At 66.0% G+C, this 15778-nt stretch carries 15 protein-coding genes; 14 read left to right on the forward strand and 1 reads right to left on the reverse strand.

Translation table 11 applies throughout. The features are described from left to right. Positions 1–23: 23 nt before the first annotated feature. The 5 genes from BGO20_RS12705 to BGO20_RS12725 all read left to right on the forward strand — a co-directional run bounded on the left by BGO20_RS12705 (position 24) and on the right by BGO20_RS12725 (position 6342). Positions 24–1061: an extracellular solute-binding protein gene (locus BGO20_RS12705; RefSeq protein WP_291663603.1), complete on the forward strand. Its 1038-nt coding sequence runs from the start codon at positions 24–26 to the stop codon at positions 1059–1061. Between the two features lie 106 nt (positions 1062–1167). Further along, positions 1168–3216 carry a hydantoinase/oxoprolinase family protein gene (locus BGO20_RS12710; RefSeq protein ID WP_291663601.1) on the forward strand — a complete coding sequence of 683 codons (2049 nt, stop codon included), beginning with the start codon at positions 1168–1170 and terminating at the stop codon, positions 3214–3216. After that, complete coding sequence (locus BGO20_RS12715; protein ID WP_291663599.1) at positions 3213–5198, forward strand: hydantoinase B/oxoprolinase family protein; 1986 nt, start codon at positions 3213–3215, stop codon at positions 5196–5198. Before BGO20_RS12710 ends, BGO20_RS12715 begins: the two co-directional genes overlap by 4 nt. A 24-nt stretch (positions 5199–5222) precedes the next feature. Then, positions 5223–5594: a LysR substrate-binding domain-containing protein gene (locus BGO20_RS12720; protein ID WP_291663955.1), complete on the forward strand. Its 372-nt coding sequence runs from the start codon at positions 5223–5225 to the stop codon at positions 5592–5594. 553 nt (positions 5595–6147) lie between these two features. After that, entirely contained in the window at positions 6148–6342 is a 195-nt protein-coding gene (locus BGO20_RS12725; protein WP_291663597.1) for a hypothetical protein, read from the forward strand. Positions 6343–6423: 81 nt separating this feature from the next. On the opposite strand, the gene BGO20_RS12730 is transcribed toward BGO20_RS12725, so the two are convergent. After that, entirely contained in the window at positions 6424–6960 is a 537-nt protein-coding gene (locus tag BGO20_RS12730; RefSeq protein ID WP_291663596.1) for a peroxiredoxin-like family protein, read from the reverse strand. A gap of 73 nt (positions 6961–7033) precedes the next feature. Between BGO20_RS12730 and BGO20_RS12735 the strand changes: the two genes are divergently transcribed. The 9 genes from BGO20_RS12735 to BGO20_RS12775 all read left to right on the forward strand — a co-directional run bounded on the left by BGO20_RS12735 (position 7034) and on the right by BGO20_RS12775 (position 15672). After that, positions 7034–7807 carry an AraC family transcriptional regulator gene (locus tag BGO20_RS12735; RefSeq protein WP_291663595.1) on the forward strand — a complete coding sequence of 258 codons (774 nt, stop codon included), beginning with the start codon at positions 7034–7036 and terminating at the stop codon, positions 7805–7807. Between the two features lie 580 nt (positions 7808–8387). Continuing rightward, positions 8388–8693 carry a hypothetical protein gene (locus tag BGO20_RS12740; RefSeq protein ID WP_291663593.1) on the forward strand — a complete coding sequence of 102 codons (306 nt, stop codon included), beginning with the start codon at positions 8388–8390 and terminating at the stop codon, positions 8691–8693. 452 nt (positions 8694–9145) lie between these two features. Then, positions 9146–9493 carry a hypothetical protein gene (locus tag BGO20_RS12745; protein WP_291663592.1) on the forward strand — a complete coding sequence of 116 codons (348 nt, stop codon included), beginning with the start codon at positions 9146–9148 and terminating at the stop codon, positions 9491–9493. Between the two features lie 15 nt (positions 9494–9508). Further along, on the forward strand, positions 9509–10339 hold the full coding sequence (locus tag BGO20_RS12750) for an AraC family transcriptional regulator (RefSeq protein ID WP_291663590.1): 831 nt from the start codon (positions 9509–9511) through the stop codon (positions 10337–10339). A gap of 97 nt (positions 10340–10436) precedes the next feature. After that, complete coding sequence (locus BGO20_RS12755; protein WP_291663588.1) at positions 10437–11162, forward strand: alanyl-tRNA editing protein; 726 nt, start codon at positions 10437–10439, stop codon at positions 11160–11162. A gap of 9 nt (positions 11163–11171) precedes the next feature. After that, entirely contained in the window at positions 11172–12107 is a 936-nt protein-coding gene (locus BGO20_RS12760) for a DMT family transporter (RefSeq protein WP_291663587.1), read from the forward strand. Further along, positions 12104–13171 carry a Glu/Leu/Phe/Val family dehydrogenase gene (locus BGO20_RS12765; RefSeq protein WP_291663586.1) on the forward strand — a complete coding sequence of 356 codons (1068 nt, stop codon included), beginning with the start codon at positions 12104–12106 and terminating at the stop codon, positions 13169–13171. The genes BGO20_RS12760 and BGO20_RS12765 overlap by 4 nt, the downstream gene beginning before the upstream one ends. A 6-nt stretch (positions 13172–13177) precedes the next feature. Continuing rightward, complete coding sequence (argE, locus tag BGO20_RS12770) at positions 13178–14293, forward strand: acetylornithine deacetylase (RefSeq protein WP_291663585.1); 1116 nt, start codon at positions 13178–13180, stop codon at positions 14291–14293. A 44-nt stretch (positions 14294–14337) separates the two neighbouring features. Beyond that, positions 14338–15672, forward strand: coding sequence for an MFS transporter (locus BGO20_RS12775; RefSeq protein WP_291663584.1), 1335 nt, complete (start codon positions 14338–14340; stop codon positions 15670–15672). The last annotated feature ends 106 nt before the right edge of the window (positions 15673–15778 follow it).

Consider the following 15778-nt stretch of genomic DNA (forward strand, 5'->3'; position numbering starts at 1 on the left):
TCCATAAAAGGGGAGAAATCACCATGCAGACGCTGACGCCTTTTCGGCCTTTGCTCGCCCTTGCAGGGCTGGCTCTCACGGTTGCCATGCCTGCCCGCGCCGCCGACCTGACCGTCACCGCTTTCGGCGGCATCTGGGAGAAGTCGCTGCGGACCTGCTATGTCGAACCGTTCCAGAAGAAGACCGGCAAGACCGTCGACGTCGTGCTCGGCACGCCGGCGCAATGGGTCAACCAGGTTGCTGCCAACCCGGCAAAGCCGCCGATCGACGTGTTCCTGACCCTCATCGACGGCGCCGAGGATGCCAAGGCTCGCGGCCTCGTCGAAAAGATCGACCCGGCCAAAGTTCCCAACCTTGCCGACGTTCCGGAGCCGCTCAAGCAGGTCGTCGGCGGCGATGCCGTGGTGCTGCATTTCGGTGCCGCTGGGCTGGCCTACAACGAGGCCAAGATCAAGAATCCACCCAAGAGCTGGGCCGAGTTCATCGACCGCACGCTCAAGGGCGAGTGGCAGGCTGCGCTGCCGGGCATCAACGTCGCCAGCACGACGCCGACCGCCGTGATCTGGAACTTCAACGACGCGCTCGGCGGCAAGGTCGGCGACATCTCGCCCGTCATCGCCAAGATGAAGGCGCTGCGCGACAGCGGCAACGTGATCTTCTGGAACGACGTCAACCAGTTCCTGACGCAGATGCAGTCGGGCGAAGCCGATATCGGCATCTACTGGGACGGGCGGGCCTGGGCCGCTCGCGACGGCGGCTTCAAGGCGCTGAACTTCTACTATCCGGCGCCGGGTGGCGTCGTCAGCCCGACGGTCGTGCAGAAGGTCAAGAACGGCTCGCCGGCCGCCTGGGAGTTCATCGACTTCCTGTTCTCGCCCGAGCCGCAGTCCTGCTGGGCCGCCGCGATCCAATACCCGGTCGCCAGCACCAAGGCGCAGTACAAGCCGGAGCAGAAGGCGCGCATGCCCAAGCTCGACGACGTGCGCTGGCCGCCCTTCGCCGAGATCCTCGCGGCGATGCCGAAATGGGTCGAGACCTGGAACAAAGAGATCGGCCGCTGAGCGTCCGCGTCCGAGAACTCGCAGGTGGCCGGTCGAGGCTGCCCGCCGTGATCCGCGAGCGCGGCTGACAGACCGCGCCCGCACCCGAGATCATCCGGAGGTTTCCATGGGTTACCGTGTGGGCGTCGATATCGGCGGCTCGTTCACCGACTTCGCGCTGTTCGACGAAGAGACGCAGAGCCTGAAGACGCTCAAGACCTTCTCTCGTCCCGACCAGCCGGGTGCCGAGGTCATGGAAGGGCTCAGGCTGATCGGCGAGCGCTACGGCATCACCCCTGCCGAGGTCTCTTATTTCACCCATGGCACCACGGTCGGCATCAACACCGTGATCCAGCGCAAGGGGCTGAAGCTCGCGCTGTTCACGACCGAGGGCTTCCGTGACGTGCTCGAGGTCGCGCGTCTCAAGATCCCTGACATGTACAACCTGCTCTCCAGGCGGCCCGATCCGCTAATCCCGCGCGATCTCGTCTTTGGTATCGGCGGGCGCCTGCTGGCCGACGGCACGGAGGATCGCCCGCTGGACGAGGCGAGCGTGATCCGCGCAGTCGAGGCGGCGAAGGCCGCGGGCTGCGAGGGCATCGTTGTCTCGCTTCTGCACGCCTATCGCAACCCCGCCCATGAGGAGGCGATCAAGGCGTTGGTCCAGCGCATCGCGCCTGACATCCCGGTCTTCGCTTCGAGCGAGACCTGGCCGATCATCCGTGAATATGAGCGCACCATCACCGCCACCATCGGCGCCTATGTGCAGCCGCGCGTCTCGCACTATCTGGGCTCTCTGCAGTCGGCGCTGAAGAAGGCCGGCGTCGCGCCGGAGCCGCGGCTCACCAAGTCCAATGGCGGCGTCATGACCGCCGAGCAGGGCAAGAGCGAATGCGTGCAGATGATCCTGTCCGGCACGGCTTCGGGCGTCATCGGCGCTGCCTACGTCGCCGAGGTTTCGGGCGTCAAAAACTGCATGAGCCTGGACATCGGCGGCACCTCGGCCGACGTCGCGGTCATCGTCGACGGCCAGCCGCAATATGGCGTCGGCGAACTGATCGGCGAGTTCCAGATCTACATCCCCTCGGTTTCGGTCTCCTCGATCGGCGAAGGCGGCGGATCGATCGCCTGGGTCGATGCCCAGGGCGTTCTCAAGGTCGGCCCCGAGAGCGCCGGTTCCCGTCCCGGCCCGGCCTGTTACGGTCGTGGCGGCGAGCGCGCTACCATCACCGATGCCTTTGCGGCGCTGGGCCTCGTCGGCCTGTCCGAGATCGGCTATTCGGCCGTTACCATCGACAGGGACAAGGCACGCTCGGTCGTCGGCGAACTCGCGACCAAGCTCGGCCGCACGATCGAGGAAACCGCCGAGGCGATCATCCGCATCGCCGTCTCCGGCATGTATACCGACGTCAGCGCTCTGGTCTCGCGTTTCGGCATCGATCCGCGCGACTTCTCCTGTCTCGCTTTCGGCGGTGCCGGCCCGATGATGGCCTGCTTCCTGGCGCGCGAGCTCAACATGCGCGAGACCGTCGTGCCGCCGACGCCGGGCGTGCTGTCCGCTCTGGGCGGGCTGATCGCCGACATCAAGAACGACTTCATCAAGACGCTCTACACCGATCTCGCTTCCGACATGGGGCCGACGATTCGCGACGAGTTCGCCGGGTTGGAGACCAGGGCGCAAGCCTGGCTCCATGAGGACCAGAGCTATTCCGGCGAAAGCCACATGATCTACTCGGCCGAGATGCGCTACCGAGGCCAGTCCTTCGAGCTCGACACCCCGCTCGATCCGGCCGCTGTCGCGGCGGGCGACATCTCCGCCATGGCGCAGGCCTTCCATGCCGAACACGAGCGTGTCTATGGCCACAGCGATCCCACCGCGGCCGTACAGATCATCTCGCTGAGGCTCGTCATCAGCGGGCGCACCGCTCGCCCCGAGTTCAAGCGCCACGCGCTGGTTTCGGAAGCCGCAAGCCCGCACCGCCATGCCGAGGTCTGGCTCGACGGGGCGCTGCGCAGCGTCGCGGTCTTTGCCCGGAGCGATCTGAAGCCCGGCCAGAGCTTTGCCGGCCCGGCCGTCGTCACCCAGGACGACTGCACCACCGTCGTGCTGCCGAACATGGCCGTCAGCGTCGACGAATACGCCAACCTTCGCATCGTTCCGGAGATCCTGCCGTGAAACTCGACAACACCACGCTGCAGGTTCTGGCCAATTACTGCGCGGCTGCCGCCGAGAGCATGGGCTGGACGCTGATGCGCACTGCCTATTCCACCTTCGTCAAGGAGACCGAGGACTTCTCCTGCCAGGTGCTGACGCGCGACGGGCTGACCGTGGCCTCGCCCAAGACCTTCGGCGCGACTTGGTATACCGGCCTCGACTATGGCGATGTGATCAAGCGCTTCGATTATCGGGAAGGCGACATCTGCATTACCAGCGATCCCTATGCCGGCCATGTCGCGACGCATACGCCGGACATCCACATGTGGAAGCCGGTCTTCCGCGACGGCGAGATCGTCTGCTTCGTCGGTAATCACATCCACAACACCGATGTCGGCGGTGCCGTGCCGGCGACGCTCTCGCGCACGCTGACCGAGATCCAGCAGGAAGGCCTGCGCATCCCGCCGATGCGATTGATGCGCGGCGGTGTGCTCAACCAGGACCTTCTCGACATCATCGCCCATAATGTGCGCCTGCCGGAGCAGAACTGGGGCGACCTCAACGCTCAGATCGCCTGCGCCAACGTCGGCGAGCGCAAGATTCATGAAATCCTTGACCGGTTCGGTAAGGACAATTTCGTGGCCGGTCTCGATCAGTTGCTCGATTACGCGGACAATCAGGCCCGCGCCGTCATCCGGCAGATCCCTGACGGCGAGTATTTCTTCGCGGATTATGCCGACGAGGATGAAACGGGCGGCTATCCCGTACGCGTTGCGGTGAACCTGAAGGTGCATGGTGACACGCTGACGCTGGACTTCACCGGCTCCGACCCGCAGCTCGCCACCTCCCACAACATGCCGACCGGCGGCAAGGAGCGCCATGCCCTGGTAACGGTGGGCACCGTCTACGCACTCTACTGTCTCGACCCGACGATGATGCTGAACGCGGGTCTGATGCGGCCCACGCGCGCGATCCTGCCGGAAGGCACCATCATGAACGCGGTCGAGCCCGTGGCCGTCGGCATGCGGACGCTCGCCTGCACCCTTGCCCAGACCGTCACTCTCGGCGCCTTCTGCCGTGCCTTGCCGGATCGGATGCCGGCATCTCCGGCGAGCTCCGTCACGCTGATGAACATCAAGACCAGCACCCGCGCGGGCCGGCCCATCATGGCCTCTGTCGGTCCGGTCGGCGGCGGCGCCGGCGGCAGCGCCTTCGGCGACGGCGCAGACGGCAGCGGCGCCAATCTCTCCTTCCTGAAGAACACTCCGGTCGAGATCAGCGAGGCCGAGATCCCCGTTCGCATCAAGCGCTATGGCCTCGTGCCGGATTCGGGCGGTCCAGGCGAATATCGTGGCGGCACCGGCCTCGAAATGGAGCTCCAGCTCGACCAGCCCCAGTCCATGGTGACCGCCCGCAACCGGGACCGCTCCGTCATTTCGGCCTGGGGGCTACGTGGTGGTCGCTCGGGTGCCGTCTCGCGCTTTGTCAAGAATCCGGACACGGCCGGTTCCATTGAGCTCGGATCCCAAGATCTGGTGAAATGCGATCCCGGCGACGTCATACTGATCCAGGGACCGGGGGCAGGGGGCTACGGCTCGCCGCTGGATCGGCCCGTCGAGAAGGTGCTCGCCGACGTTCGGCAAGGATTGGTTTCGGCGGATCGGGCGAAGAGCGACTACGGCGTCGTCATCGCGGCCGATGGCGGGGTCGACCAGGCCGCGACCGTGCAACTGCGCGGACAACTGCGCAGCGACGCCGATGGGGCCGAATTCGGCCACGGTCCGGGCAGGTTGGCCTTCGAGGCGGTGTGGACCGAAGCGCGCTACGATGCGTTGACCGGTATTCTCGCCAAGCTTCCTGTGACATGGCGCTATTTCGTCAAGCATGAGATCTTTCGGCAGATTCAGGGGCCGCCCGTTGATGGATCGGATGGCGCGAATGAAGTCTATCGAGCCTACACGCAGGTGACGGACCGCTTCGCCGATCTCCCGAAAGCCTCGTAGGAACCTCCGGGGCCTGGTCGCAAGCTGAGCGACCATGACGTCGTCCACCCGAGCGATCTTGAAGGCGATACGCTCGTCAGCGCCTCGCGGCGAACCTTGATGGACACGCAGGTCCACTCCCTGCTGAACCGCCATGGCGTCAAGGTGTCCATGTCGATCGACACGCCGCTTCTGCCACTGGCAGCGCTCTTGGTCCTGGAAGGAACGGGTATTGCCATCGTCGACGCGATCACCGCCGCGCACCACGAGCGCCTCGGCGGCGCATCCAGGACATTCGAACCATTGATCGAGCTGGAGCTTGCGGTCGTCCGGCGTCGCGATGCCAGAGGGTCGCACGCCGAGGCAATGCTATTGGATTTATGCGATCGCCATCTAGCGCATTACGCAGATCATTGACGATGGTGCGGCCTTCTGAACAACTTGTCAGCAGCTGCTGAGCCATTGACAGCGAGACGCGCGATCAGAGCCGTTCCGTCGAATAGCGCCGAGAACCGACCTTGACGCTTTGCCGGAAAGCGGACGCCGGCCAGACGCACTTCAGTTGCGGCCGGAAGAAGCGGTTGCACGGGCAGATTGGTATCATGCAATCTCGCTGCTTGCCTGCGGTGCGGAGCAAGACCGGCAGACGCAGCGTGGGGGCGAGGCTGAGGCGCGTGGATCCGGCAAAGTGGTATCTTGGCTGCAGGAGCCCATTTCAGCGCGGCCCGGGATAGAGCCGAAATCGCCAGTAAGCCGAGTGCAGCAAGATCGGATACGTTGCGTCGACCGAGCGAGGCCGCGGTCGATAAGCAAATGGGCAGGCACGATGCGGTCGGCGATGAGGTTCTGACCGAGTTGCTGGCGGCGATGGCCTTCCGCGGCCGGGCGGTGATCGTAGGCGCCTACGATCTGCGGCCCTTCCAGGCCTCGGCTTTGACAGTGCTGATGGGGCTCCAGGAGATCCGCTCCTGTGTCTATCGCTATTTCCTGGAACCGCCGCGCGCCGCCGACATCGACTATCTATGCGGCGTCCTCGACGAACTGGCCGATCCTTCGGCCGTCGTGCCGATCGCCGGCCTGCATCGTACTGGAAGACTTCCGCGATGCGCTGGAGCAAACCGCCGTTCGCCCCCAGGCCGGCAAGCGCGTACTGATCATGGATTGACCTGCCTCGTTCCATCACCAGACGAAAGTGGAGAACGACACGATCCCTCTATGCGACGGGTCGCCAGGCGGCATGGCGGGGCTATACCGCCCCGGCATATTCTCCCCGCGCCGGATAGTCCTGCTTGATGATGAAATCGAGCGCCTGGAGCATCTCCGCGAAGTTCGGCCGGACGAACGGCATCGATTGCACCGAGAGATAGTAGATCGTCCTATCGGGCCTGATCAGGAAGACGCCCGGCTCCGAGAACAGCGCGGGCTCCTCCACGCCGATTGAGGTCTTGCCGCGCGACGTGGAGATGTAGAGACCCCATTCCCTGGCCTTCGCCAGCGGCAGGCCGTAACCGAACCGAAGATCGGCCGCGCCGATCTTCTCCGCCATCAGGCCGGCGCGCTCGGCCGTATCGGAACTGATCGCGATGGTCTCCACCCCCTTGTCCCGAAACGCGGGCGTCAGCCGCTCCAACTCCTTGAGGTAATTCGCGCAGATCGGGCAGTGGAGCCCCCGGTAGAAGCAGACCAGCGTGAACCGCTCGGGCGACGGATCGGCGAGGTCGAAAAGGCCGTGGCCGAGGGTCTGTACCCGGAGCTCGGGCGCGAGTTGACGGGGCAGCAGCATGAGAATTCTCCATCACGGCTTGAACCGATCTTGTGCTTTTGCCAGAATTTGAAACATGACAAGTGCAAAAAGCATGATCCAAAGTCCGACGCGTCAAGATAGAGATCGTCTGGAGGCGTTCTTCGAGGCCTTCAGTGTTTCGACTTCCCCCGGGAATTCCGGCGCGACGGGGAGCGAAACGACGCTGTCACTGGTCGGGCACGATGGCGACGTCGCCGGGATCGTTCTGGACACGACCCGGCGGGAAGCCGGACCCGCCGAGCTCCTGCTGGAAGTGGCCATCGATTTTGGAGGAGCCGCCAATCCGCTGCTCAGCGCACTGCCGGCGCGTTTCGTCGTCGATCTCGACGATCAGCCCGTGCTGCGGACGATCGCCTCGGCCTTCCTCGCCGAGGCGAAGGGGCAGCGTTGCGGGCGGCAGGTCGCCGTCGATCGGCTCTGCGAAGTCGTTCTCCTGCTGGTGCTGCGCCTCGCGATCGAGCGCGGCGATTCCAGGCCAGGACTACTCGCGGGCCTCTCTCACCCGGGCGTACAGCGCGCACTCGTCGCGATGCACAACCATCCGGAACGGCCCTGGCGGATGGAGGATCTGGCGGATATCTGCGGCATGTCGCGCAGCACCTTCATGGCCACGTTTCCGAAAGTCGTCGGCGTCACGCCGGCCGCGTATCTGCAGTCATGGCGGATCGCGTCGGGGCAGCGCGCCCTGCTGCGAGGCGAAGCCGTCAAGTCCGCGGCACGGCGTTCCGGGTTTTCAAGCCCCGAGGCGTTTTCGCGCGCCTACGCGAGACAGTTCGGCCATGCGCCGAAAGAGGCGCTCGCAAAGGCCATGGAAGGTCGTGGCTGAACAAGCGCCGAGTGGGTCTCCCTTATGCGCCGAGCCAAAAATCACGCGGTGTCGATCGGCGACCGCTGGCGCGGCGTTCACGGACGCAGCAAGATCGCAACCGAAGCTCCGCGGCATCGCGAAGGATCGGCTCGAAGCGGGCACGCTCCAGCTCGTTGGAACCGGCTCTGCCGCACAGCAACGTACCGGCTAAGCCCGGCGAGTGGATGCTCAGGTCAAGTCCGCAGGCCACCTCGACCATCGCATCGCCATGTGCCCCGGCGAAATCGTCAAGAATCGGACTACGCCGCAATCGTCGAGAACGCAGCCTGCCCACATCTGCGACCTGATGCAGCCGTGCCGCCTCCGAGCGGGCCCGACGCGGAAGCCATCCACAGCTTGCCGCCGAAGACCTGCCTGACGGCGCGGAGCCTATAACTGTGCGCCATGTGTGGACATTGGGCATTTGCCCGGAAGCGGACGCGCATGGCCTAGGTCCAGCTCGGTTGCCGTGGACGGCATCTTGAACCGGGTCTGACGCGATCGTTCATCTTCCGTTGAGGCGCACCGCAGTTTGATGTCCCATCGAAAGGAGACATCTATGCGCAAGCTTCTCATGATCGGCGCCGTGGCCATGGGGGCCGCATTTGCGGCTCCTGCCCAGGCGACTGAAGCGTTGCCACAGCCTCTGGCTCAACATCTCGACCATGCGCCCGCCGAGTTCACCTGGTCGGCTGCCGCGGAGCGGCGCCACATGATCATGCGCGAGACCATGCGCCAGCAGCGCTATGGTCGCGGCTATGGCTATGGGCCGCGTCATGGTTATGGCTATGGTCGCCGCTATGGCGGTCCGCCGCCGTGGGCGCCCGCTCATGGCTACCGCCGCCACCGCTATGATCGCTGGTGAAAATGGAAGGGCGACGGGTAGCCGTCGCCTTTTTTCGCGCGTTTTCATCGACGCGCTCTGTTCCTGATTTCGGCCGCGTGGTGGCTCTTTTGGAGAAGGCCGGCGACGGGGGGATCGGGTGTCCCCTTAGATCGGTGAGCATCGTCTGATCACGATTGCCGGCCTTGGGTCTCGACTGTTCCATGCCCGGAGGATTTCCGCAGCGGCCATGGTTTGGGATCGACTATGGGCCTGGAGGGCTGTGAGCGTCGCCCATAAGCGGAAACCACATGGCTGGGTCGGCGCGGATATCCTTGATCAAATGGCGCACACGGCTATCGCCGATACGCGCGTCCGGTTTTCGGGGCGCAATGCGTCGAATACCACCGCGGCACGGCCTCATCGAGGAGCAGTCGATGCCACGTCTCTGTCGCGAGGCGCCGCTCAACGATATCTGAGAGGGCTCCGGCAACGTGATCTGCCTCGATGTTCTGCGCGTCCCGCAGCGTCCGCCGGATACGGTCGCAGCTCTACGGCCGGAGCCGCACCCGGCGTGCGGTGTCGATCGGCGGCTCGATTTCGCCATCGCCGCTCTGGAAGTCGAACTGTCCGACATGTGCGACAAGGAGCCCTGTGCTCGCCAGTTTCCCGCCCAGATTGCCACGGCGACCGAGGCGGCGCTGTTCGTGCGTGGCTCGATCACCGCCCCGGCGGATGCGTCCGTCGCCTTGCGGCTCGAGGGACTGCCGAACCGCTCCTTCGGCAGGCTGCCGCACCATTGCGATCTTGCTTCGATCGTCGCACGATCGCGGCTGTCCTGACATCCGGATCGGAACTTGGCTCGCATCGATCCCCGCAACTCCTCCCGCTACTGGCGCGACCCTCGGGTTCCGGGCCTGAGCTGTCTCGTCGCCGATTTCACCAGCCATGACTATGCGCCCCACAGCCACGAGGCTTTCGTCGTCGCGGTTACCGAGGCTGGCGGGGCCGAGTTCAAGAGCCGGGGACGGGCCGACGAGGCGAAGGCTTCGACCCTGCTGGTGTTCAATCCCGACGAGCCCCATTCGGGGCGGATGGGCTGGAGCCAGCGCTGGGTCTATCGCGGGTTCTATCTGACGCCGCCGGCGATCGAGACGCTGAAGACCGCGCTCGGCCTCGACGCCACGGCTTATTTCACACGCAACAGCTTCCACGATCCGGACCTGATCAATGCCTTTCTCGGCCTGCATCGCGTTCTCGATGAGGGGAACGACCCTCTCGAGGAGCGCGAGCTTCTGCTGCGCAGCTTCGGAGCACTGATCCGGCGCCACGCCGCCGGCGAGCCACGCCTGGCCCTGCCGACGCGCGACCAGGCCAAGGTAGCCCGCATCCGCGAGATCATGCGGGAGCGCCATGCCGAGGAGCTCACGCTGGAGCAACTGGGGGCGGAGGTCGGGCTTACCCCGTTCCAGCTGATCGCGCTGTTCAAGCGCAGCACGGGGCTGACCCCGCACGCCTATCTCACACAATTGCGCCTCAAGACCGCGATCGGTGCGCTGGGCCGCGGCGCGACGATCGCCGCCGCCGCGCTCGACGCCGGCTTCTACGACCAGAGCGCCCTGACGCGGCACTTCAAGCGCGCCTATGGGATCACGCCGCTGCAATGGGTGCGCGCCGCCGCCGATTGAGCACGCTCTCAATTTCCGCCAATACCCGCACACCGCACCGCACCATTCTCGCCTGCACGCAAAAGCCCCGTCGGGGCTGCCGGCAAGGTGAGATTGGATGTCCCGTTATTTCTGCCTCGACCATCCTGACGTCCTGACGCTGACGACCGAGGTTACGGATGCGCGGCCGGGGCGGGTCCGGCTCGCGGAAAGCCCGTTCTATCCGGGGGGCGGCGGCCAATTGTCCGATCGCGGTACGCTTGCCTGGGATGGTGGCGAAGTCGCGATCTCGGGCTTCGAAAGCGAGGGCGGCCGTCTCTGGCACCTGCTGGCCGAGCCCATCGAACTGCCGCCGGCCTCTGTCGAGACACGGGTCGATGGCCCGTTCCGGCATTTGATGCGCGCGCTGCATACCGACCTGCATATCGTCAACGCCGTGGTTTTCCAGGATTTCGACGGCGCGCTCGTCACCGGCGTGCAGATGAACGAGGACGGCACCGCGCGCATCGATTTCGACCTGCCCGATGCCGACAATGAGCGTCTGCGCGCGATCGAGGAGACGGTCAACGCGCTGATCCGGCAAGACCTGGCGGTGCAGGCGACCCACATCCCGGAGGCGGCGGCCTTTGCGGAGCCAGGCCTGATCCGATCGCGTTCCGTGGCCCCGCCGCCGAGCGCGGACGGCCAGGTGCGCATCGTCGAGATCGTCGCGCTCGACCGGCAGGCCTGTGGCGGCACGCATCTCGCTTCGACGGGGGCCTCGCCACCGATCCGCATTCTGAAGATCGACAACAAGGGCCGGCACAATCGCCGGCTGCGCATCGGCCTCGCCGAAATCCTGTGAGGCTGCGCGATGACGATCCTTCAGCGCCTCTGGGCGCAGCCCTTGCTGCTGCTACCCCTGCCGCCATTGTTCTGGGCCGGCAATCTCGTGCTCGGCCGCGCGCTCGCCGGCTCGTTTCCCCCGGTTTCGCTTGCGGTCGGCCGCTGGGTCGTCGCGCTCGCCTGCCTGCTTCCCTTTGTTTTCAGGGTAGGCGGCGCGCAGCGAGCGGCACTCTTTCGCGCTCGCGGCCTCGTCTTCGCATGCGGCGCCTTCGGAATCGCCGGCTATAACGCCCTCGGCTATCTGGCCCTGCAGAGCGCGCCGGCGGCCAGCGTCGCCTTCCTCAACTCGACGCTGCCGCTGATGGTGCCGCTCGCCGCCTTCCTGCTCGGCGTGGAGCGCGTCACGGGCCGCACCCTCCTGGGCATTGCGATCTCCTTCGTCGGCGTGACCTGGATCGTCGCGCGCGGCGAGCCGTCGACGCTGTCGGACCTGAGCCTCGCCGGCGGGGAGCCGCTGGTGCTGATCGCGGTTGCCAATTATGCGGTCTATTCGGTGCTGCTGCGCCGTCGGCCGGCGGATCTCGATCCGCTCGTCTTCCTGGCCGCGACGATGGCGGCGGGGCTGCTGGTGCTGCTGCCGTTCTGGTTCTGGGAGCTCGCGCGCGGCGCAACGATCCCGACCGGTCCCGGCCCGATCGCGGCGGTGCTCTATATCGGCGTCTTCGCTTCGCTGCTGGCTTTCATCATCTGGAACCGCTGCGTCGCCACGCTCGGAGCCAGCGTGACGGGCGCATCCTTCCATCTCGTCGCCCTGTTCACTGCCGCGCTCGCCTTTCTGCTTCTCGGCGAGCCGGTGCGGCCGTTTCATCTCGTCGGCGCGGCGCTGATCCTCGGCGGCTTCGGCCTCGCCGCCGCGGGCGGCCATCCAGCCCCATCGCGCCTACCCGGAGAATCCAGGTCATGACCGTGTTTTCGCACGAAGCTTTTGCCGATCACGAACAAGTGGTGTTCGTCTCGGACGAGGCAACCGGTTTGAAGGCCCTCATCGCGATCCACGACACTGCGCTCGGCCCGGCTCTTGGCGGCTGCCGCATGTACCCTTACGCCGATGAGGAGGCCGCGCTACGCGACGTGCTGCGTCTCTCGCGCGGCATGACATACAAGGCTGCGGCCTCCGGGCTCGACCTCGGCGGCGGCAAGGCGGTGATCATCGGCGATCCCCGCAACCAGAAGACACCGGCACTCCTCCGGGCGATGGGCCGGGCGGTCGAGCGACTGGCCGGGCGCTATATCACGGCCGAGGATGTCGGCACGACGGTGGCCGATTTCGCTGAAGTCAGAAAGGCGACGCGCCATGTCGTCGGCCTGCCCGTCGAGCTCGGCGGCACCGGGGACCCGTCTCCGACCACAGCGCTAGGCGTCTTCTACGGGCTGGCCGCCGCCACGCGTCACCGCTGGGGAGCGGAGAGCCTCTCCGGCCTTCATGTCGCGGTACAGGGACTCGGCAATGTCGGCTGGCACCTTTGCCGGTTGCTGCATGAGGCCGGCGCCTCGCTGACGGTCAGCGATGTCGACGGGAGTCTTGCGGCAAAAGCCGTCGCGACCTTCGCGGCGCGGACTGTCGCTCCCGAGGCGATCTATGCTGTCGACGCCGAAATCTTCGCGCCCTGCGCCATGGGAGCGGTGCTCGACGACGAGACGGCCTTGCGGCTCCGCTGCGGAATCGTCGGCGGCGCGGCCAACAATCAGCTCGCCAGCGAAGATCATGGCGAAGTCCTGCGCTCGCGCGGAATTCTCTACCTGCCAGACTTCGTCATCAATGCCGGGGGCATGATCCGCGTCGCCTCCGAACGGGACGGCTACGATCCGGACCTCGTCGACCGTGGCGTCCAGGGAATCGGGCGCACGCTGCTCGCCATCCTGCGGAGCGCCGAGGCAGATGGCATCCCGACACAGGCAGCTGCGCTCCGGCTGGCACAGGCTCGTCTCGCGCAGGCCCGCGGCGGGCGGGCTGCGCTGGCGGCGTGAGCGATCATGAGCGCGACCGTCGCCCTTCTCGAAGAACTAATCGGTTTCGACACGACATCGAGCCGGTCGAACCTGGCGCTCGTCGAGCGGGTCGCCGATCGGCTTGACGGCACAGGAGCTCGCATCCGACTGAGCCATGACGAGGATCGGAGCAAGGCCAACATTCTCGCCAGCTTCGGACCGCGGGGGCCCGGTGGCATCGTGCTGTCGGGCCATACCGACGTCGTTCCGGTCGACGATCAGAGCTGGTCGTCCGACCCGTTCCGTCTGACCGAGCGCGACGGAAAGCTCTACGGCCGCGGCGTGGCCGACATGAAAGGCTTCGTCGCTGCCTGCATCACCGCCGCGGGCGGCTTCGCGGCTGCAGATCTGGCCCGGCCTATCCACATCGCCCTGTCCTATGACGAGGAGGTCGGCTGCCTTGGCGTGCCGCGCCTGATCGACGATCTAATGGCGCATGAGGAGAAGCCGGACCTCGCCATCGTCGGCGAGCCGACCGAGATGCGCCTCGGCAATCGCCATCGCGGCTTTCTCGGCTTCCGCACCCGCTTCGAAGGCAAGGCAGCGCATTCGAGCGATCCGAGCGCCGGCGCGAGCGCGATCTACCCCGCGGTCGATTTGATCGGCTTCCTGAAGTCGATCGGACACCGCGCCGGGGCAGGGATCGACCAAATGACCGTCAATATCGGCCGGATCGAGGGCGGTTCGGCGATCAACATCGTGCCGTCCGCCTGCGAGGTGCTCTGGGAATTTCGGCCGGTGACGCCGCAGGATGCCGCCGAGACCGAGCTGCTGATCGCCGCCTATCTCGCTCGCGCCATGCCGCCGGAAGTCCGCCAATCGACACTGCGGCATGTCCACGTTCCGCCGCTGTCGCCTGTCCGCGACGAGCCGGCGCTGATCCTGGCCGCCGGCCTCGGCGGCATCGGCCCACCCTTCGCGATGCCCTTCGGCACGGAGGCCGGCTTCTTCCAGGCGGCCGGCATCTCCACGGTGGTGTGCGGGCCAGGATCGATCGCCCAGGCGCATCAGCCCGACGAATGGATCGAGCGCTCGCAGCTTGATGCCGCCGACACCTTTCTCGCTCGCCTCGGGGAGTGGGCAAGCCGCCGACAATTCTGAAAGCCGCGGCCTCGACGCCAAGGCTCCTTAAAGAGGGGATCACCATGACGCAGCTCGTCGGCACTCATTCCGACCCTGATGCCGCATCGGCCACCAGCACGCTCTCGGGCCGGCGAGCGGTGATCGCAGCCATCGTCGGCAACACGCTGGAGTGGTACGATTTCGCCGTCTACGGCTTCTTTGCACTGACGCTCGCCAAGCTCTTCTTCCCGACTGGCGACCCCACCGTCTCGCTGCTCCTCACCGTCGCCACCTTCGGCGTCGGCTTCATCATGCGCCCGGTCGGCGCGCTCGTCCTGGGGACGCTCGCCGATCGTCGCGGGCGCAAACTGGCGCTCTCCCTGACGATCCTCCTGATGGCGCTGGGGACGGCGATGATCGGCCTTGCGCCGACCTATGCGACGGCCGGGGCCTGGGCACCCGCGATCATCGTTCTCGCCCGGTTGATCCAGGGCTTCTCCGCCGGCGGCGAGATCGGCGGCGCGACCGCCTTCCTCGTCGAGCACGCTCCGCCGGCGCGCCGGGGGCTCTATGCGAGCTGGCAGCAGGCGAGCCAGGCCGGGGCGCTGCTGCTTGGTTCGCTGACCGGCGCATTGCTGACCGGCCTCCTGCCTGCAGCCGATATCGAGGCCTGGGGCTGGCGGGTCCCGTTCCTGCTCGGTCTGCTGATCGCGCCGGTCGGCCTCTTCATCCGTTTCCGCGTCAGCGAGACGGACTCCTTCAAAGCGATCCTGCGGGAGCGCGCGGCCCGGCCCGAAGCTTCATTCTCTCCGCTGCGCGATACGCTTGGCAAGCACCGATCCGCAGTGTTCGTTGGCTTCGGCATCACCATCGCCTGGACGGTTTGCACCTATTTCTTTCTCGTGACGATGCCGACTTATGCCGTGCGCCAGCTCGGCGTACCGCAAAGCGCAAGCTTCCTCGCCAACAGCGTCGGCCTTGTCCTGATCGTCATTCTGGCGCCCGTGTTCGGCGCCTGGTCGGATAAGGTTGGGCGGCGCCCGATCATGCTCGCCGCGGCATGCGGGATTCTTCTCTCCTGCTGGCCGCTGCTGTTCTGGCTGACCCATCAGCCCAGTGTCGTGAATCTCGTCCTCGCGCAGATCGTCTTCGCCGTGCTGATCGCCGGCTTCAGCGGGCCGGCTCCGGCTGCGATGGCAGAACTTTATCCGCCAGCGATGCGCTCGACGGGCTTGTCGATCGCCTACAACCTGGCGGTCACGATCTTTGGTGGGTTCGCGCCTTTCATCACGACATGGCTCATCGTCCAGACGGGAAGCTCCCTCGCACCGGCGTGGTACGTCATGCTTGCCGCGGCGATCAGTCTGACGACATTGACCGCGAGCAGCGGTCTGATCAGAGGGGCCGGCGAACGCTGACGGCGGTTTGAGATGGCAGGCCCGAAAGCAGACGTTTCCAATGTCCGCGATGGGGCCAAAGCCGACCTTGATACCTTGCCTAAGAGCAGACGCTGCCGGCGCCCTA

It is taken from the genome of Allobosea sp. 67-29, assembly GCF_001898115.1.
Lineage (GTDB): Bacteria > Pseudomonadota > Alphaproteobacteria > Rhizobiales > Beijerinckiaceae > Allobosea.